The organism is Nocardiopsis sediminis (assembly GCF_042650565.1).
Classification (GTDB): Bacteria; Actinomycetota; Actinomycetes; order Streptosporangiales; family Streptosporangiaceae; genus Nocardiopsis_B; species Nocardiopsis_B sediminis.
Genome location: NZ_JBHSBH010000004.1, coordinates 165,874 through 183,514, shown reverse-complemented (window position 1 = coordinate 183,514; position 17,641 = coordinate 165,874). Strand labels below are relative to the sequence as shown.

Below are 17,641 nucleotides of genomic sequence, written 5' to 3'. Positions count from 1 at the left end.
CCGGGGCCGTGTCCGCACCGGCGGCCCGGCGTCAGCCGGGCCGCACACCTTGAGTTCTGCGGCGGAAGCAGACCCGCAGCCGCACGGACGGATCCCGGGCCGGCTCGCGCGCCGGCGGCGTCTCCCGGCCGGGATCGGCGGGCGTCGCCGCCCGGGCATCCGCGCCGACGGCACCGGGCGGGGACGGCGGCGGCTGCGCCTCTCCTCCCGCCACCCGCTTACCCGCGGCCACGGGCTCCACCCTGCCTGTTTCCCTTGTCACGCTCCCCTCCTAGCTCCGCTCCAACGGCCCTGCGCGGGGCCTCCGGCCACAGGCAGCGCCGCCTCCGCTCGCTCATCGGCTCGCCGTTCCGATTTCCCTGGTCACGCTCCCCTCCTCACTCCGCTCCAACGGCCCTGCGCGGGGCCTCCGGCCACAGGCAGCGCCGCCTCCGCTCGCTCATCGGCTCGCCGTTCCGTCAGCCGCGCCCGCCCCCGGCGAACTCCCACAGCACGCCGCGGCGCCCGATCGCCGCGCCGACCACTCCGAACACGCTCTGCTCCATGGACCCCTCCTCGCGTGGAACCGGCGTCACGCCGATTCTTCCCGCGCCCGAACGACCCGGCAACGACTTTCGGTTTAGGCCTAAAAACACAGGTCAGAGGGGTGCGGAGCGGAAATCGGGCGACCATCCCGAACGCCTCGAAGCGCACCACAGGGGACACGGCGCGGGGGCGCGGCCTCCTCTCCAGGCCACGCCCCCGCTCGCCGCCCGTTCACCCCCCGATGAGCGGGCTCCCCTGCCGGACCAGCCGGTCGGCCAGGTCGCTCAGGCTCAGCCCCGCGACCGCGGGCACCAGGACGCCGCGCACCGTGTCGATCTCGGCGGTCCAGGCCTCGGGCAGCGCACCGGCCCCCCGCGCCGCACCGCACAGGGCACCGACCATGGCCGGCACGCTGTCGGACTGGCGGGCCATGAGCGCGGCGGACTGCACGCCCTGCGCCGGGTCGCCATCGCTGAGCCGGGCGATGGTCAAGGCCACGGGCAGGGTCTCCGGAGCGACCCCCGCGTGGCTGTAGCGGTCCGGGCTCAGCACCCGGGTCATCTCCGGCACGGCCGCGAAGGCCGACTCCGCGCTCTCCCGGATCCGCTGCGCGCGCCGCAGATTGCGCCCCAGCCAGCTGTCCTCCGGGACCTGTGAGACCCCCACGGCGACGGCGTCCTCCAACGTCTCGCCGCCGATGAGCGCCGCGATGGCGCGCGCCATCGCCTCGGCGGCCCACACGCCGTCCTCCGCATGGGTGATCCCCGCATAGCCCGCGGCGACCCTGCCCGCTCCGTCGGGGTCGCCGGCGTAGCGCACCCCGACGGCGACGCCGGTGGCCACGGCGCTGTCGTCCCAGTGCACGGGGTTGTCCGCGCCGGTCACCGGCGGGACGAGGCCGCTCCGGGCGTTGCGGATGGCCGATCGCTCGGCGATCCCGCTCCAGACGCCGGGGTCGTCGGCGTAGTAGCGGCGCCAGGCGGCGAACAGCTCGGGGACGTCGTGCGCTGCGCCGTCGAGCAGCGCCAGCGCCGCGACGGCCATGGTCTCGGTGTCGTCGGTCCCGCAGAGCGGCTGCGGCCCGGTCGCCGCCGGGCTGAACGGCAGGAGCGGCCGCGAGACCTGCTGGGCGTCCAGGTCGGCGGAGAGCCGCCAGAGCATCGAGCGGCTCCAGCCCGACCGCGCCGCGCGGTGGAACCAGGCCGGCAGCCCGGCGGCGTCGCCCACGGCGAGCCCGAGCACCGCTCCGCGGGCGGCATCGTGTCGGTCGACGGTCATCGGTCCACCTTCCCGTTCCCCGGCGCGGCGGCGCACAGGTCGTCGGCCAGCCGCACCAGGTCGGTACCGCGGGTGGCCGTGATGCAGCGGCCCGTGACATTGGTCACCTGCTCGCGCCAGTGGGCCGGGATGGCGCCTTCGCCGTGCAGGGCGCCGGCCATCGCGCCGACCATGGCCGCGATGGTGTCGGAGTCGCGCCCGATGTTGACGCCGCTGAGGATGCCGGCGGTGAGGTCGCCGCCGGTCGCGGCGAAGATCCCGAACGACAGCGCCACGGCCTCGGGGGCTGCGTCGGCCCACGGGTAGTGGAACAGCGGGATTTCGCGGTAGAGGACCTCCTCGGCCTCTTCCGGGCTCCCGGCCTTCCCGGCGAGTCCCACCGCGCGGTGCGCAAGCCGCGCCGACCAGGAGTCCGCGGGCAGCGCCGCGAGCCCGGCGGCGAGCACGTCGCCGTGGTCGTGCGCCGTCATCGCCGCGGCGACCCCCGCGGCGATCGCCTGGGCCCCGTAGACCCCGTCGCGCGCGTGGCTGACCCGGGCGTCCTCGGCGGCCGTGCGCGCCGCGGCCTCGGGGTCGCCGGCGTGGAACACGCCGATCGGGGCGACGCGCATGGCGGCGCCGTCGCTCCACGACTCGTAGCTGTCGGAGCCGCTCACCGGGGGGCGCACGCCGGCGCGCAGGTTGGCGATCGCGGCCATCTCGCTGAAGCCGGCGCCGTGGAAGCCGCCCACCTGCCCCTCGACCGCCTCCAGCCACAGGGCGGCGACGTCGTCGGAGGTCAGCGCGGTGCCGTGCCGGAGGAGGCCGCGGGCGCACAGGACCGCGTACTCGGTGTCGTCGGTGCCGGCGGCGTCCTCGCTAAGGAACCCGGTGACCCGGCCGTGGAGGGCGCGGATGCCGTCGAGGGTCATGCCTTCGGTGGGCGCGCCGAGCGCGTCGCCCGCGGCCAGGCCGAGCAGCGCGCCGCGGGCCCGTTGATACCGGTCCGTCGGCGGGGCTCCGTGCGGTGTTCGGTGTCGGTTCATGGTGTCCACGTACTCATAACCTCATATGGGACTTGTGGGGGCACTACGGGACGTTCATCGCTTTCGCCCTCAGTATTGACGCCCTGGCCCATGAACGGCAGTATCGGATCCGATAAAAAGCCAAAACGATTTGCGTAGGAGGACGGTCCGTGCCGAAAGTAGGCGGTCGCGTCGGCATCGGCGATGTCGCCGCCGCAGCAGGGGTGAGCACCACCACGGTCTCACACGTCCTCAGCGGCAACCGCCCGGTCCGGGCATCCACCCGCGCCCAGGTCGAGGCCGCCATCCGCAAGCTGGGCTACCGGCCCGACCCCAGCGCGCGCAGCCTGCGCATCCAGCGCACCGAGAACGTCGCCCTCGTGGTGCCCGACATCACGAACCCGTTCTTTCCGCAGCTGGCGGCCGGGATGCAGGACATCCTCCACCCGGAGGGCTACCTGATCTCGGTGAGCGACGCGGCACTGCCCGTCCGCAGCCTGGACGCGGTCGTCCAGCACCTGCTCGACCGCCGCATGGACGGCATCGTGATGGCGCCCCACTTCGCGACTCCGATGCACCATACCCGGATCGCGGAGTCCGGCGCCAAACTGGTCCGCCTCAGCGGCTCGATCGACGACGGCCTGGGCGACATCGTCCGCTCCGACGACACCGCCGGGGTCGCCGGCGTGGTGCGGCACCTGGTCGAGCGCGGGTACCGGCGCATCGCCTTCATCAACGGCGAGGTCACCGCCGAGCCCGGGCGGCTGCGCATCGCCGGCTACCGGCGCGGGCTGAGCGAGGCCGGCCTCGACTACGACGAGGACCTCGTCAAGACCGAGACCTTCACCCGCGACGGCGGCATGAACGGGGCCCAGAGCCTCCTGCGCCGCGGGGCGCGGCAGCCCGATGCGATCGTCTGCGCCAACGACCTCATCGCGGTCGGCGCCATGGACGCGCTCCGCCGGCGCGGCCTGTCCATCCCGGGCGACATCGCCCTCACGGGATACGACGACATCGAGGCGGCCGCACTGCTCTCGCCGTCGCTGACCACCGTGCACAACCCGGCCCGCGAGATAGGGCGCTCCTGCGCCCGCCTGCTGCTGGACCGGCTCGCCGACGGCTACGACGGACCGCCCCGCGACGTCGTGCTACCCAACCGGCTCATCCCGCGTGAGTCCTCATAGACCCCACGGTCCGGTATCCCCGGGCAATCCGTCACATCCCCTGGCCATTGGAAGCGCACCCATGTCCCGACACTTCACCCGCCGCAATTTCCTGCAAGCAAGCGGTTCGGCCTTCGCCGGTGCCGTCCTGCTCGGCGGCTGCGGCGGCTCCTCGTCCTCCTCGACCGTGCAGTACTGGGGCGCGTTCCCCAGCACCGAGACCGAGGACTACTTCCGCGAGAACTACATCGACGCCTTCAACGCCATCTCCGACGAGAACCAGGTCGAGATGAGCGTCCGGCAGCTCACCGAGCTGGCGCAGCAGACCGACCAGGCCGTCTCGGCCGGCCAGGCGCCCGACATCGTCTACAGCCCGGGCCCCTCGACCGTGGTCGGCTACGCCGCCGGGGCGAAGATCCTCGAGCTCAACGACTACGCGGGCGGCTACGGCTGGCGCGACGCCCTCCTGCCCTGGGCCTACGAGCTGAGCCAGGTCGACAACACCTTCTACTCGCTGCCGACCAGCTACGGGTCGATGGTGCTGTACTACAACCCGGCCACGTTCGAGGAGCACGGCTGGGAGCCGCCGACCACCAAGGCGGAGTTCGAGGCGCTGTGCGCCGACGCCAAGCGCGAGGGGCTCATCCCCGTCGGCGCGGGCAACAGCGGCTACCAGGCGCAGACCGAGTGGTACCTCACCGCCTTCCTCAACATGGCGGTCGGCCCGATCACCCTCTACGAGACGCTGACCAGCGGCCTCGACTGGGACAACGACGCCGTCGTCGAGGCGATCACCATGTACAAGGAGCAGCTGGACAACGGCTGGTGGGGCGGCGACACCGAGCGCTACTTCACCAATACCGACCCCGACATGCTGACCGGCCTGGCCAACGGCGACGTCGCCATGTACATCAGCGGCACCTGGAGCTTCGGCTCGATGTCGACGTTCTTCACCGACGGCGCCGAATGGGACTGGGCCCCGCTGCCCTCCCTCAGCTCCGACGTCGAGCCCGGGGTCTTCCCGCTGGCCATCGGCACCAGCCTGTCGATCTCCGCCAGCACCCAGAACGGCGACAGCGCCGCCGAGTTCCTGGACTTCATGGTCAACGACCCCGAGCGCTCGCTGTCCTACCTCGCCGCCACCGGCGAGAACCCGCCGCCGATCAACATCACCGAGGACCAGTTCCCCGAGGACGCCGACGAGCGCTCGGTCCGGCTCTACCAGGCGATCCCCGAGAGCGCCAACCTCGGCTACACCAGCTGGACCTTCCTGCCGCCGCGCAGCAACGCCTACTTCTTCGAGGAGTTCGACCGGGTCATCACCGGCGACGTCGAGCCGCGGGCGTACTGCGAGGGCCTGGCCGCGGAGTTCACCGCCGAGGTCGGCGAGCGGGCGGTTCCCACGCCGTTCACCCCTGAGGGCTGACCGGGACGGATCGTCGATGAGTCTGCTCGTTGTAAGCGACCGCACCCCGGCGCGCGCCGCGCCGGGGCGGTCGCGGGGGCGCCCGCGCCGGCGGCTGGTGGGCTGGCTGTTCATCCTGCCGCTGTTCACGGTCAACGTCCTGGTGATCGCCGGCCCGGCCGCGATGTCGGTGGCCTACTCCTTCACCGACTGGGACGGGCTCAGCACCCCGTCGTTCATCGGGCTGGACAACTACACCGCCCTGTTCGGCGACCAGCTGTTCCGCACGGCGCTGTGGCACAACCTGCTGTGGACGGCGTTCTTCCTGGTCGTCCCCATGGCCATGGGCCTGCTGGGCGCCTACCTGCTCTCCCAGATCCGGCGCTTCCAGATGCTGTTCCGGCTGCTGTTCTTCGTGCCCTACGTGGTCGCGACGATCGTGGCCTCGTCGGTGTGGCGCCAGCTGCTGGACCCCGATGAGGGGGTCCTCAGCGCCCTGAACCGGATGGGGCTGCCCGTTCCGGGGGACGTGAACTTCCTCGGCAACGGGGACCTCGCCCTCGGGTCCATCGCCGTCATCAACAACTGGCAGTGGTGGGGCTTTCTGATGCTGCTGTTCCTGTCGGCGATGCAGGGGGTCGACCCCTCGCTGTACGAGGCCGCCCGCCTCGACGGCGCCGGGAAGTGGCGCGAGTTCTGGCACGTGACCCTGCCGGGGATCAGGCCCACGTTCGTGTTCCTGTTCCTGATGACCATCATCTGGTCGTTCCTGGTGTTCGACTACGTCTATATCCTCACCAACGGCGGCCCGGCGGGCTCGACCGAAGTGCTCAGCACGCTGCTGTACCGCTCGGCCTTCGGCTCGCAGCAGGCGGGCTACGCGTCGGCGATCGGCGTGGTCATGGCGCTGATCAGCGCCGTCACCGTCAGCGGCTACCTGATCCTGCGCAAGCGGATGAGGTGGGACGTGTGAGCGCGGCACAGCGCACCCGTAGGAAGGCCGCCCGGCCCGGTGTCCACCTGATGCTGGTCGTCCTGGCGGTCTATGCCATGGGCCCCATGCTGGTGCTGTTCTTCAGCGCGGTGAAGTCGCCCGCCGAGGTCAGCGCCTCCCCGTTGAGCTGGCCCAGCGAGTTCATCTGGGAGAACTTCGCCACGGCCTGGACCGACGCCCGCATGGACACGGGGCTGCTCAACAGCGCCGTCATCGTGCTCGGCACGGTGCTGGGGGTGTGCGTGATCTCCGGCCTCGCCGCCTATGCGCTGGTCCGGCTGGATCTGCCCAAGCCGGGCGTGATCATGCTGTACCTGCTCGTGGTCACCACGATGCCGATCCAGCTCTCGCTGGTGCCGCTGCTGTCGTGGTGGACGACCCTGGGCCTCTACGACACGCAGTTCGGGCTGATCGTCATCTACTGGGCGCTCTACAGCCCGTTCGCGACGCTGCTCCTGCGCTCCTACCTGATCGCGATCCCGCCGGAGTACGAGGCGGCGGCCCGCATCGACGGCGCCGGGGAGCTGAGGGTGTTCGTCCGGATCGTGCTTCCGCTGATCTGGCCGGGCATCCTGACCGCCGCGCTGGTGGCGGGGCTCCAGGCGTACAACGAGTTCCTCCTCGCGGTGACCTTCCTCCAGGACCGGGAGTCGCTGCCCGCGTCGATCGCGCTGTTCTCCTTCCAGGAGGGCTACGCGATCAACTACGCGCTGGTCAGCGCCGCCGGGATGATCATGGTGGCGCCGATGCTGCTGGTGTTCCTGCTGCTCCAGCGCCGCTTCGTCGCCGGCTACGCCTCCACCGGCATGGCCAACTAGGTCCCCTCCCCCGGACGGCGCCCGGGTTCAGCGCGCGCCGTCCCCCCTGCTGTGCGAGTCCGCCGGCTCGCACAGCAGGGCCACTCGCCCCGCCGCCGCGGTCCGCCGCTAGATCTCCGGGAGATCGCCCTCGGGGGTGAACCCGTCGATGGCCTGGGGAAGGATCCGGGCGAGCCGTTCAGCGGCCTCGGCGGCCGACATCCCGGCCCGCTCCGCCGCCTCGTCGAGCTCTTCGGGCGCCAGCGCCTGGGCGATCTCCTCGCCGCTGACGGCCTCGTTGGCGTCCGCGCTCACCCACGAGCGCGCCTGCTCGCCCAGCCCGCCCAGGCGCAGCTGCTGGATCAGGTCCTCGATCAGCTCGGTGCCGATCGCGATGCCGATCCCCCCGGGCTCCCTGAGCAGGTCGCCGAGGACGTCGCCGGACGGTCCGCCCTCGTCGCCGCCGTCCCCTTCGACGGAGTCCCCGGCGTCCAGCAGCTCCCCGAGCAGGCGCCCCAGGTCGTTCTCTCCGGCCATGGCCCTTCCTTTCCCCCGCGCCACACCAGAGTTGACCACATAGGGTCACGAGTCAATCACCGAAGATGATCGGCCTTCGCGAGTATGCCCGCCGTCGGCCGCACCACCGTGCGACGGCGTCGGCCCGCGGCCGCGGGGTCAGGGTCATGTCGGATTTCGGCCGGTCCCCCGCGGTGAGCATCGGCGATGCTGGACACATGCACCACGACAGGGAGCAGTGCGTACGGGCGGTCCGGTCCAAGGACGCGCGTTTCGACGGGTGGTTCTTCACCGCGGTCATCACCACCGGCATCTACTGCCGGCCGAGCTGCCCAGTGGTGCCGCCCAAGCCGGAGAACATGCGGTTCTACCCCAGCGCCGCAGCCGCCCAGCAGGCCGGGTTCCGCGCCTGCAAGCGGTGCCGCCCCGATGCCAGTCCCGGGTCGCCCGAATGGAACCACCGGGCCGACGTGGTGGCCCGCGCGATGCGGCTGATCGCCGACGGCGTCGTCGACCGCGACGGCGTGCCCGGGCTCGCCGCCCGCCTGGGCTACAGCACCCGCCAGATCGAACGCCAGCTCCTGGCCGAACTGGGCGCGGGCCCGCTGGCCCTCGCTCGCGCACAGCGGGCGCAGACGGCGCGGCTGCTGATCGAGACCACGCGGCTGCCCATGAGCGACGTGGCGTTCGCAGCGGGCTTCGCCAGCATCCGGGCGTTCAACACCACCGTGCGCGAGGTCTTCGCGCTCACCCCCACCGGGCTGCGGGAGCGCACCGCGGGCGGGCGCCCGCCCGCAGGGCCGGGGGCGCTGTCGCTGCGGCTGCCCTTCCGCTCGCCGCTGTTCCCCGACAACCTCTTCGGCCACCTCGCCGCAACGGCCGTCCCGGGGGTCGAGGAGTGGCGCGACGGCGCCTACCGGCGCACCCTCCGCCTGCCCAGCGGCCACGGCACCGTCGCGCTGCGCCCGTTGCCCGAGCACGTGGCCTGCACCCTCACCCTCACCGACCTGCGGGACCTGCCCATCGCGGTCAGCCGGTGCCGGTGGATGCTGGACCTCGACGCCGACCCCGTCGCCATCGACGCCCAGCTGCGCACCGACCCGGTGATGGCGCCGCTGGTGGACAAGGCCCCCGGCCGCCGGGTCCCGCGCAGCGCCGACGGCCCGGAGTTCGCCGTGCGGGCGGTCATCGGCCAGCAGGTGTCCACCGCGGCCGCGCGCACCCACGCCGCACGGCTGGTCACCGCACACGGCGACCCGGTCGACGACCCCGCGGGCGGCCTGACCCACCTCTTCCCCACCCCCGCTGCGCTGGCCGGGCTGGACCCGGAGGCGCTGGCGTTCCCGCAGACGCGCCGGACCACGCTCACCACGCTGGTGGCGGCCCTGGCCGACGGCGCCCTCGACCTCGGTGTCGGCGCCGACCGCGCCGAGGCCCGCGCCCGCCTCGCCGAGCTGCCCGGCGTCGGTCCCTGGACCATCGAGTCGATCGCGATGCGCGCCCTCGGCGACCCCGACGCCTTCATCGCCACCGACCTCGGCATCCGCCGGGCCGCCCGTGAACTGGGCCTGCCCGAGACCCCGGCGGCCCTCACCCCACGCTCGGCCGCCTGGCGCCCCTGGCGCGCCTATGCGACCCAGTACCTCTGGGCCACCGGCGCCCACGCCATCAACCGCCTGCCCGCCGCCTGACCACCGCATACCCCCGCCGCACCGGACCGGAGCCCGAGATGACCCCTCACACCCACGCCGTGACCGACAGCCCCGTTGGCCCGCTCACCCTGGTGGCAACGCCCACGGGCCTGTGCGGCCTCTACATGGAGGGCCAGCGCCACCGCCCGCCGCAGGAGGCGTTCGGCGACCGCGTACCCACGACGGCCGCGGTATTCGCGGCGGCGGCCGAACAGCTCACCGCCTACTTCGCCGGCGACCCGGCCGGGTTCGACCTCCCCCTGGACCTCCACGGAACCCCGTTCCAGCGCCGCGTCTGGACCGGCCTGCGCACCATCCCCTACGGCGAGACGACCACCTACGGCGAGCTCGCCGAGGAGATCGGCAGCCCCGGCGCCTCACGCGCCGTGGGCCTGGCCAACGGCAGGAACCCGGTGGGCGTCATCGTGCCCTGCCACCGGGTCGTCGGCTCCACGGGCTCCCTCACCGGTTACGGGGGCGGCCTGGAGCGCAAGCGCTTCCTCCTCGCCCTCGAAGGCCGCTCCCGCCCCACCCCCGCCTCGCCGCCTCCGGGGCTGCTGTTCTGATGCACGCGGGCTCCTCCCGGGGCCTGAGCCGCGGGCAGGCCCCGGAAACACCGGAACCCCAGGGGCGGACCGACGGACGACCATAGGGCCGGATCAGCAGACGGCTTCGACGCAGGAGTCGATCCAGGCGCACAGATCGTCCAGTGCGGCCTCCGTCCTCTCCCTGTCTCCAGTGGTGAGGTAGTCGGCCTCCAGGCTGCTGAACGCCCCGTTGAGCAGGGTCGCCTTGGCCAGGGCATCGGCGCGGCCCAGACCGCGCCGGACCAGGCAGGAGGCGACGAACTCGGCCCGTCCCCGGACGAAGCCCGGTACCGGGAGGGAGAGCCTGCCGCCCGCTGCGAGCCCTTCGATCTCGCGGATGAGCCGGGTCATGGCCAGCTCCTCAGGTCCCAGGTTCCTCTCCCAGGAGCCCTTGACGATGGAGCCCACACCGATCGACGGGTCGTCCCATCCCGGGGTGGAGCGCAGCGCCTCGTGCTGTCGCTCGTCCAATCGCTCCAACACCGCCGTGAGCAATGACCTCTTGTCCGCGAAGTGGTGCGTCAGGACGCGAGTGCTCTGCCCCAGCCCCTGGGCGAGGGTACGCAGCGAGACATCGGCGATACCGGTACGGGTGAGCTGCTCGATCACCGCGTCGATCACCTCGCGCCGGCGCCGGGGATCGACCGTTCTGGGCACGGGCGCACCACCTCCTGGGTTCACACTTTCCCAGACCCATAAGGGAAACGATTGTTACCCTTATTCCATGAGCTCTTCCCAGCGCCCGCCCCTGTGGCTGGCCGCCCTGACGCTGGCGGCGTTCGCCGTGCAGACCGACGACTTCATCATCATCGGCGTGCTTCCCGCGATCGCCTCCGGCACAGGCGCCTCGGAGTCAGCGGCCGGTCAGCTGGTCACCGTCTACTCCCTGATCTACGCTCTCACCGCACCACTCTGGGCGCTCCTGCTCGCCCGCCTCCCGCGCAGGGAGACCCTCTTCTGCGCGCTCACCGTCTTCGCGGCCGCCAACTTCGCCGTACTGCTCGTGACCACCTACCCCCTGCTCATGGTCTTGCGGGTCGTCGCCGCGCTGTCCGCGGCCGTGGTGCTGCCCACCGCTCTGGCGGCGGCCAGCACCCAGGCACCGCCCGAGCGCAAGGGCCGCTACCTGGCCATGGTCATGACCGGTATGACCGGGGCGGTCCTCATCGGTGTCCCCGCCGGCACGTGGATCGGAGCGGTCCTCGGCTGGAAGGCGACCTTCGCGTTCGGCGGGCTGCTCGGCGTCACCGCCCTCCTTCTCGCGGCCCGCACACTGCCCTCGGCCGGGTACGGCGCACAGGACGAACGTGCGACGCTCGCCGACCTGCTCCGCCCGCTCCTCGACACGACCACGGCCACCGTCCTCGCCGTCACCGTCCTCACGGTGGCCGGGAACCTCGCCTTCCAGACCTACATCTCCGTGCTCCTCTCCGGACTCGCCGGCGTGACGCCGACCATGCTGGCCGCACTGCTGGTGTGCTCGGGAGCAGGGGGCATTCTCGGAACACAGGCGTCCGGCCGGCTGGTGGACCGCTTCGGGCCGATGCGCACCTTCCTCCTCGCAGGGACGGTGTTCTGCGGCACGATGACCGCATTCGCCCTCCTCTGGGTCCTCCGGCCCATCCCCGTCGCCCTCGCCGCGGTCCTGCTCGTGGTCTGGTCGGCCGCCGCATGGGCGGTGCCGCCCAGCCTCCAGGCACTCATGCTCGCCCGCGCGGGCATGCGGGCCGCGTCGCCGGCGATGGCGGTCCACAGCAGCGCCGGCTACATCGGGGCGGCGCTGGGCGGCGCGGTGGGCGGCGCCGTGATCGCCGTCGGCCCCGGCCTGATCCCGGCCGCCGCAGCGACGGCGGCAGCGCTGGGGCTCGCGCTCAGCCCGCTCGCCGTCCGGTCCCGTGCGGGCAAGGAACGGATAGTGCGGTGAAGGCCGGGCCACCGCATGGGGGAGGCGAGGCCGATCACCGCACAGGCGCATACTCGATCAGGTAGAGCCCCTCTTCGGGGGACGGGTGTGCCGCCACGAGCCGGAGACCGGCCTGCCCTCCAAGCCGCCGGAACTCCTCAGCGGTGCGTTCCCGTCCCCCCAGCACCACGAGCATGGCCATGTCCCGTTGGGTGACGGACAAGGGCGCCCGCCCTCCCGCGGAAACCAGCCGGTCCACGACCAGTACCCGCCCTCGCCGGCTGAGCGCTTCGGCGCAGCCGCGCAGGATGCGCGAGGCGTCCTCGGCCGGCCAGTCATGGAGGACATGCGCGAGCAGGTACACGTCGGCTCCCGCGGGCAGCGGATCGAAGAAGCTCTGGCCGACGGTTTCCGCCCTGTCCGAGACCCCGGCCGGCACCAGCAGGGCCGAGGCGCGTTCGGCGGTGGCAGGCAGGTCGACGACCGTGCCGCGCAGGTGGCCGTGGCGTTGCAGCAGCGTGGCCACGACCCCTCCGGTTCCACCACCGACATCCACCACGTGGCCGACGGAGGACCACTCCCAGGCATCGGCGAGCCACGGACCGACGTTGGCGGCATGCACCGCCATGGCCCGGTCGAACGCCGCCCCGAGTTCTTCGTCGGCCGCCAGAGCGTCCCAGAGGCCGTGGCCGAAGATCTCCTCCCATGCCGGCCTGCCCGTGCGGACGGAGTACGGCAGCCCCAACAGCACCCGATCGCCCGCGCGGGCCCACGCGTCGCTCTGGTCCAAGGCCCTCGCGATCCCCGACGGGTGGTCGGAGCACAGCACCCGTCCGAGGTCGGTCAGCCCATAGCCGCCCGATTCCTCCGCCGTCAGCACACCCAGGTTGGCCAGGTGCCGCAGCAGTCGCACGACACCGTCGCCGTTGGCGCCCGAACGCCTCGCCAGCTCCTCCGGCAGAACGACCCCCTTGGCCACCAGGTCGGGAAGACGCAGCGTGACCGCGGCGCGCAACGCCCAAGGAGTGAACAGCGTCGCCATCCGTGAGACCTGCTCCACCGCGGACATGGTCCGCTCTTCTTCGGCGGGTTCCATTTCGTCTCTTCCTCGTGTATCCGTTTTATGGACGGTGCTGCGGGTTTCCGGTCCGCCCTCGGTCATCTCGGTTTCCCATCCCCTCCTCCGCCGCCTCTTCAGGCGGCTCGGAAGGGCCGCCGCTCCGCCGGCCGAGGTGGTCCGGGAAGGTCTCCGGCAGCCCCGCCAGCGACGCGATGCTCAGCACCGCCGTGGCCACCACCATTCCGGCCACCGCCCAGATGCTGCCGGTCACGGCGATGAGACGATCGGCGAGCGTCGGCGCCAGAGCGCCGCCGAGCATGACACCGGTATTGAAAGCGAAGGCAACGGCGGTGAAGCGGAAGCGCGTGTCGAAGACACCGGCCAGGTAGGCGCTCAGCGGCCCCGAGTAGACCGCATAGACGAGCATCGCCACCGAGAAGCCGAGCACGATCAGCGTCGGCTGCCGGGTCTGGAGCAGCCAGATCAACGGCACGGCCCACAGCGCGCACAGCACGGCTCCCAGCACGCACAGTTTCCGCCGCCCGAGCCGGTCGGAGAACACGGCCGAGGCGAACCCGGCGACCGCCTGGACGCCGATCGAGGTGAGCGCGGCGTACAGCATGGTCGTGTCCGAGATGCCAAGGCTCTCGGTGCCGTACGAGAGCGCGAACGTCTGGGTCACGAAGTACAGGACGTTGCCGACGACGAGCGCTCCGACCGACAGGAGCAGCGCCCTTGGGCGATTCAGGACCACTTCCACGATCGGCACCCGAAGCGCTCGTTGCCTGGCGATCGCCGAGGTGAACACGGGAGTCTCCGACACCGACAGCCTCACGTACAGGCCGACGGCAACGAGTACCGCGCTGAACACGAACGGGGCACGCCAGCCCCAGTCATGGAACCGGTCGTCGGCCATCCCCGCGGAGAGGGCGAGGAAGCATCCGTTGGCGGCCAGCGCTCCCAGGGCCGCCCCCGCGCCCGGAAACGCCGAGTAGAGTCCGCGGCGCCGCGGAGGGGCGTGCTCGATCGCCAGGACGGTGGCCCCCATTCCTTCGCCACCGAGCGCGGCCCCTTGCAGAATCCGTAGCAGGACGAGAAGCACCGGTGCGGCCCAGCCGACAGTGGCGAACCCGGGGAGAAGACCGATGAGAAAGGTGGCGACCCCCATCGTCACCAGCGATACCACCAGCACGGACTTGCGCCCGTACCTGTCGCCGAAGTGGCCGAAGAGCAGCGCTCCGAGCGGGCGCGCAACGAAGGCGACGCCGATCGAGGCGAAGGCTGTGAGTGTGGCGGATGCCGCCGATGCATAGGGGAAGAACACGTCCGGGAATACGAGAACAGCGGCAAGGCTGTAGCTGACGAACTCGAAATACTGAATCGTGGTTCCCACCATACTGACGAACGCAACTCTGCCGACTTTCTCCATTCGACCCGGTTGCGACAGGCCACGCTCCACACGAACTCCCATTCGTTCGGCTACATGTGCGAACGACGCCCCCGGCGAGTCCCGGCTTTCGCGAGCACATCCCACCCAGTGAAACACCACCATCCGCCCGACGCAATCCCGAAATCAGCGCAGGATGGATAATCGCAGATAAAAGACGAGCCGGGGATGCCGGGGATTCCCATCACTCATCTTCATAACACGATTCACACGAGTATCATTCAACCCAGGACGCACCACTTACCCTGGGGACCGAAATCGCACATGAACACCCTCGTTCACCAACTCCGGTCACATCTCCGCGGACCATGGAGAAACCCGGAATCACCACGACACCAGCGGATTCAAAAGAATTCCAACCGCGTATTGACTTGATCACTCTACGTGTTGCATGCTGTCCAACGGGTCGATGAATGAAGGCCACAAGAGGTTTTAGTAATATTGGAGAAACCGATTCTCCAGCCTCGGCCCCCATCCCTCATGAGCACGGTTATCAGGTCATGCAACCGCACCGCACCGGTGCCGGACTCGACCTATCCCGCTCTTCGTAATTAGGGACATATCTCTCCCCGGAAACGGAGAAATCGATGCAGAGCATGTGGATATCCGAGCGCGCCCAGTGGGCTCCGGCCCGCACCGCCTGGGCACCCGAGCGCGCCCAGTGGGCCCCCGCCCGCACCGCCTGGGCACCCGAGCGAGTCCAGTGGGCCCCGGCCGAGGACGGCAAGGCGGTCGCGGCCGACTACCAGCTTGTCCGGATCTCCTGAACCGCCACCTGAGCGGCGCAGCCGCCCTGTAGCGGCGGCTGCGCCCCCGAACCTCACACCAGCACAAGGAGAGGCATGACGCCCAAGAAGATCCTGGTCACCGGGGGTGCCGGCTTCATCGGCCGCAACATGATCCGTGGCATGCTCCGTGACGGCTACACGGTCTCTTCCCTGGACAATTTCAAGATCGGCGGGAGCAGGCACATCCCCGGCGACATTCGCGACCACGTCGAATGGGTCGAGGGCGACACCCGCGACCTCGACGCGCTGCTTCCACTCGTAAAAGGAAAAGATGCCGTCATCCACTTGGCGGCCCCGTCCTCTTTCCTGATGTACGAGGAGGACCCGGTCGAAGGCGCTTCGGTGACCACTCACGGCCTCCTCAACGTGCTGGAGTCCATGCGCAGGAACGACATCGGAAAACTCGTGTACGCCAGCACCAGCGCCGTCTACGAGGGGAACCCCGTCCCCTACGTCGAGGAAATGGAGCTGATCCCACCTGACCTCAAGGCCCTATCCAAGAAGTGGAACGAAGAGGCCGCACGGCAGTACTCGCAGCGCTACGGGATGACCGCCATCGGCCTTCGTCCGTTCAGCGTCTATGGGCACGATGAGTTCAGCAAGGGCGGTTACGCGAATATCATCTCCCTGTTCGCCTGGGCCATGCTGGAGGGCCTGAAACCGGTAGTCTGGGGGGACGGGAACCAGACCAGGGACTTCATTTACGTGGAGGACGCCGGCCGCGCCTTCCAAACGGCTTTGGAGCGCGATCTCCCGACTCAGGAATTCAACGTCGGAACGGGCGTGGAAACCACGTTCAACGAAGTCCTGTCCATGATCGGCGATGAGCTCGGCCGGCAGGTCGAGCCCGAATACGTCGGCGTACCGATCGCAATATACGCCGAGCGGCTGTGGGCCGACACCGCCCGCGCCGTCGATGTCCTCGGGTTCCGCCATGAGATCGACGTGCGCGAGGGCGTGCGGCGCGTGGTCGGGGCGGCCCGACGCGCTCAGGACACGCAGCGCTGGAGCGAGCTCCCCAACGCCCAGATGTACTTCGAGACGCTGCCCGGCGACTGATTCAGAGGGCGCCCCGGTCCTTGCGGCGGCAAAGGCGGCGCCCTCCACCTGCAACCCAACGGCAGGAGGCGCAATGCACAGAATCCTCGCCCTGAGCGACTCGGCCGAGGACATCAAGAACTTCTGCGGACAGGCTGAGACGTATCTCTTCAGGATGCGGCAACTGCCCGCCGAGGAACACACCTACGAGCGCTTCGAGGAGATCTACCGGACGCTGAAGTCCACCTGCGACCTCTCCACGATCGATGTGGTGGTCGCGGAGTACATCGAATCGCTTCCGCTGCTGTACTTCATGCGCGAAGACGGGTACTCGTGCCCCGCCCTCATGATTCCGCACACCAATCCCTACCCGATCGGGATCCTCTTCTACTTCCTGCTCATCGCCGAACGCAGTCACCCGGGCGACCTCGTCATATGCGGATCGCAGAACGCGAAGAGAGCCTACGAGCACATGGTGGGAATCCGCGCGAACAGCATCTGCACCTTCGGCATCAAGGACTCCATCTACCACAAGAAGGACAAACGCCGGTGCCGAGAGGCATTGGGCCTTCCGCAGGACCGCACCATCCTGGTGTACACCGGTCGCTTCATGAACGACAAAGGGCTGGGGCACCTCCTGGCCGGCTTCCAGCGGCTGCGCGCAGCGGATCCGCGGCACCTCCTGGTGATCTCGGCCACCCATATCGATCCGCCCTACTACAACCGCCTGGCACCTCGAATGCAGGGTGTGGTGCTGTTCCATCGGTTGGAGAAGCAGCAGACGGTCGACCTGTACAACGCGGCGGACCTCTTCGTCTCGGGGGCGACCAGCATCTTCGAGACGTACGGCAAGTCCCCCTTGGAAGCACTCGCCTGCGGGGTCCCCGTGGTCGTTCCCCGCTGGGACGGCTTCCCCTACTACGTCGATGACCGCAACGGGGGACTCGTCGACGTGGACTACCTGCCCACCCCTCAGGACAACCCCTACGAGTTCGCCCGGATGCGCGAGGACCACTTCGCCGACGTGTGCCGCCAGGTGCTCGGGCGTGCAGGCGACATGGAATACCAGGTGCCGGAGTGGGCCACCTACAGCCGGACCATGAAGGTGCTCCCCGAACTGCTCGCAGACATGGCGGCCTACGGCAGGACCGAGCCGCCGGCTGCTCCTGGCGGAATCGCCCTCGGGCGCTATCCCGGCCCCGTCCGCAGGATCCTCGCCCACTACGGCATGGAAGAGACACGGGATCTGCTTGAGAAGGCCGACCGCATCGGCCTGCTGAACGGGGACGATCCGGGCGAGGAGAGCCTGCTGAGAGACCTGCACCACGAGTTGTTCGCCGTAATGGACGCGGAGAAGTCGCACGCCTGACTCCCGGACGCACCTGGCTCCTGGGGGTCGACCCCGGCCCCGTGGGCGGTCGGGAACGAACCCCCAGAGGAAGGCC

Annotated in this window: 16 protein-coding genes; 10 read left to right on the top strand and 6 right to left on the bottom strand. The window is 70.4% G+C overall.

Annotated elements, in window-relative coordinates; translation table 11 throughout:
• Window positions 1-756 precede the first annotated feature (756 nt).
• Complete coding sequence (locus tag ACFOVU_RS04970; RefSeq protein ID WP_378530209.1) at window positions 757-1,803, bottom strand: ADP-ribosylglycohydrolase family protein; 1,047 nt, start codon at window positions 1,801-1,803, stop codon at window positions 757-759.
• A complete protein-coding gene (locus ACFOVU_RS04965; protein ID WP_378530207.1) occupies window positions 1,800-2,828 on the bottom strand; it encodes an ADP-ribosylglycohydrolase family protein in 1,029 nt (342 codons plus the stop codon). The genes ACFOVU_RS04970 and ACFOVU_RS04965 overlap by 4 nt, the downstream gene beginning before the upstream one ends.
• Before the next feature lie 149 nt (window positions 2,829-2,977).
• Between ACFOVU_RS04965 and ACFOVU_RS04960 the strand changes: the two genes are divergently transcribed.
• From ACFOVU_RS04960 to ACFOVU_RS04945, 4 genes are all read left to right on the top strand, one after another.
• Window positions 2,978-3,991, top strand: a complete 1,014-nt coding sequence (locus tag ACFOVU_RS04960; RefSeq protein ID WP_378530205.1) for a LacI family DNA-binding transcriptional regulator — start codon at window positions 2,978-2,980, stop codon at window positions 3,989-3,991.
• A 61-nt stretch (window positions 3,992-4,052) separates the two neighbouring features.
• On the top strand, window positions 4,053-5,396 hold the full coding sequence (locus ACFOVU_RS04955) for an ABC transporter substrate-binding protein (protein ID WP_378530203.1): 1,344 nt from the start codon (window positions 4,053-4,055) through the stop codon (window positions 5,394-5,396).
• Between the two features lie 16 nt (window positions 5,397-5,412).
• Complete coding sequence (locus ACFOVU_RS04950) at window positions 5,413-6,348, top strand: carbohydrate ABC transporter permease (protein WP_378530201.1); 936 nt, start codon at window positions 5,413-5,415, stop codon at window positions 6,346-6,348.
• Window positions 6,345-7,187, top strand: a complete 843-nt coding sequence (locus tag ACFOVU_RS04945; protein WP_378530199.1) for a carbohydrate ABC transporter permease — start codon at window positions 6,345-6,347, stop codon at window positions 7,185-7,187. The genes ACFOVU_RS04950 and ACFOVU_RS04945 overlap by 4 nt, the downstream gene beginning before the upstream one ends.
• 108 nt (window positions 7,188-7,295) lie before the next feature.
• On the opposite strand, the gene ACFOVU_RS04940 is transcribed toward ACFOVU_RS04945, so the two are convergent.
• Window positions 7,296-7,703, bottom strand: coding sequence for a YidB family protein (locus tag ACFOVU_RS04940; protein ID WP_378530197.1), 408 nt, complete (start codon window positions 7,701-7,703; stop codon window positions 7,296-7,298).
• A gap of 197 nt (window positions 7,704-7,900) precedes the next feature.
• Here ACFOVU_RS04940 and ACFOVU_RS04935 point away from each other — a divergent pair, with 197 nt between their 5' ends.
• Both ACFOVU_RS04935 and ACFOVU_RS04930 read left to right on the top strand, forming a co-directional pair.
• Window positions 7,901-9,373, top strand: a complete 1,473-nt coding sequence (locus ACFOVU_RS04935; protein WP_378530195.1) for an AlkA N-terminal domain-containing protein — start codon at window positions 7,901-7,903, stop codon at window positions 9,371-9,373.
• 38 nt (window positions 9,374-9,411) lie between these two features.
• Window positions 9,412-9,939 (top strand): methylated-DNA--[protein]-cysteine S-methyltransferase, encoded by a 528-nt coding sequence (locus tag ACFOVU_RS04930; protein WP_378530192.1) that lies wholly within the window; start codon window positions 9,412-9,414, stop codon window positions 9,937-9,939.
• A gap of 93 nt (window positions 9,940-10,032) precedes the next feature.
• Here ACFOVU_RS04930 and ACFOVU_RS04925 read toward each other — a convergent pair whose 3' ends face one another.
• Entirely contained in the window at window positions 10,033-10,617 is a 585-nt protein-coding gene (locus tag ACFOVU_RS04925) for a TetR/AcrR family transcriptional regulator (RefSeq protein WP_378530190.1), read from the bottom strand.
• A 67-nt stretch (window positions 10,618-10,684) separates the two neighbouring features.
• On the opposite strand from ACFOVU_RS04925, the gene ACFOVU_RS04920 reads away from it, so the two are divergent.
• Window positions 10,685-11,884, top strand: coding sequence for an MFS transporter (locus ACFOVU_RS04920; RefSeq protein ID WP_378530188.1), 1,200 nt, complete (start codon window positions 10,685-10,687; stop codon window positions 11,882-11,884).
• A gap of 34 nt (window positions 11,885-11,918) precedes the next feature.
• Here ACFOVU_RS04920 and ACFOVU_RS04915 read toward each other — a convergent pair whose 3' ends face one another.
• Together ACFOVU_RS04915 and ACFOVU_RS04910 are read right to left on the bottom strand one after the other, a co-directional pair.
• Complete coding sequence (locus ACFOVU_RS04915) at window positions 11,919-12,959, bottom strand: methyltransferase (protein ID WP_378530186.1); 1,041 nt, start codon at window positions 12,957-12,959, stop codon at window positions 11,919-11,921.
• A 25-nt stretch (window positions 12,960-12,984) separates the two neighbouring features.
• Complete coding sequence (locus ACFOVU_RS04910; protein ID WP_378530184.1) at window positions 12,985-14,382, bottom strand: MFS transporter; 1,398 nt, start codon at window positions 14,380-14,382, stop codon at window positions 12,985-12,987.
• A 575-nt stretch (window positions 14,383-14,957) separates the two neighbouring features.
• On the opposite strand from ACFOVU_RS04910, the gene ACFOVU_RS04905 reads away from it, so the two are divergent.
• From ACFOVU_RS04905 to ACFOVU_RS04895, 3 genes are all read left to right on the top strand, one after another.
• Window positions 14,958-15,137, top strand: a complete 180-nt coding sequence (locus ACFOVU_RS04905; protein ID WP_378530182.1) for a hypothetical protein — start codon at window positions 14,958-14,960, stop codon at window positions 15,135-15,137.
• Between the two features lie 75 nt (window positions 15,138-15,212).
• On the top strand, window positions 15,213-16,217 hold the full coding sequence (locus ACFOVU_RS04900; RefSeq protein ID WP_378530180.1) for an NAD-dependent epimerase/dehydratase family protein: 1,005 nt from the start codon (window positions 15,213-15,215) through the stop codon (window positions 16,215-16,217).
• Between the two features lie 154 nt (window positions 16,218-16,371).
• The gene (locus ACFOVU_RS04895; RefSeq protein ID WP_378530178.1) at window positions 16,372-17,565 is read left to right on the top strand and encodes a glycosyltransferase family 4 protein; all 1,194 of its coding nucleotides are present in this window, start codon (window positions 16,372-16,374) and stop codon (window positions 17,563-17,565) included.
• The last annotated feature ends 76 nt before the right edge of the window (window positions 17,566-17,641 follow it).

Bases quoted from the DNA above. Each gene is read 5' to 3' on its own strand.
- ACFOVU_RS04935 (WP_378530195.1), top strand. From the start codon at position 7,901: ATGCACCACGACAGGGAGCAGTGCGTACGGGCGGTCCGGTCCAAGGAC.
- ACFOVU_RS04915 (WP_378530186.1), bottom strand. From the start codon at position 12,959: ATGGAACCCGCCGAAGAAGAGCGGACCATGTCCGCGGTGGAGCAGGTC.
- ACFOVU_RS04965 (WP_378530207.1), bottom strand. From the start codon at position 2,828: ATGAACCGACACCGAACACCGCACGGAGCCCCGCCGACGGACCGGTAT.
- ACFOVU_RS04950 (WP_378530201.1), top strand. From the start codon at position 5,413: ATGAGTCTGCTCGTTGTAAGCGACCGCACCCCGGCGCGCGCCGCGCCG.
- ACFOVU_RS04920 (WP_378530188.1), top strand. From the start codon at position 10,685: ATGAGCTCTTCCCAGCGCCCGCCCCTGTGGCTGGCCGCCCTGACGCTG.
- ACFOVU_RS04905 (WP_378530182.1), top strand. From the start codon at position 14,958: ATGCAGAGCATGTGGATATCCGAGCGCGCCCAGTGGGCTCCGGCCCGC.
- ACFOVU_RS04970 (WP_378530209.1), bottom strand. From the start codon at position 1,803: ATGACCGTCGACCGACACGATGCCGCCCGCGGAGCGGTGCTCGGGCTC.
- ACFOVU_RS04930 (WP_378530192.1), top strand. From the start codon at position 9,412: ATGACCCCTCACACCCACGCCGTGACCGACAGCCCCGTTGGCCCGCTC.
- ACFOVU_RS04940 (WP_378530197.1), bottom strand. From the start codon at position 7,703: ATGGCCGGAGAGAACGACCTGGGGCGCCTGCTCGGGGAGCTGCTGGAC.
- ACFOVU_RS04895 (WP_378530178.1), top strand. From the start codon at position 16,372: ATGCGGCAACTGCCCGCCGAGGAACACACCTACGAGCGCTTCGAGGAG.
- ACFOVU_RS04900 (WP_378530180.1), top strand. From the start codon at position 15,213: ATGACGCCCAAGAAGATCCTGGTCACCGGGGGTGCCGGCTTCATCGGC.
- ACFOVU_RS04955 (WP_378530203.1), top strand. From the start codon at position 4,053: ATGTCCCGACACTTCACCCGCCGCAATTTCCTGCAAGCAAGCGGTTCG.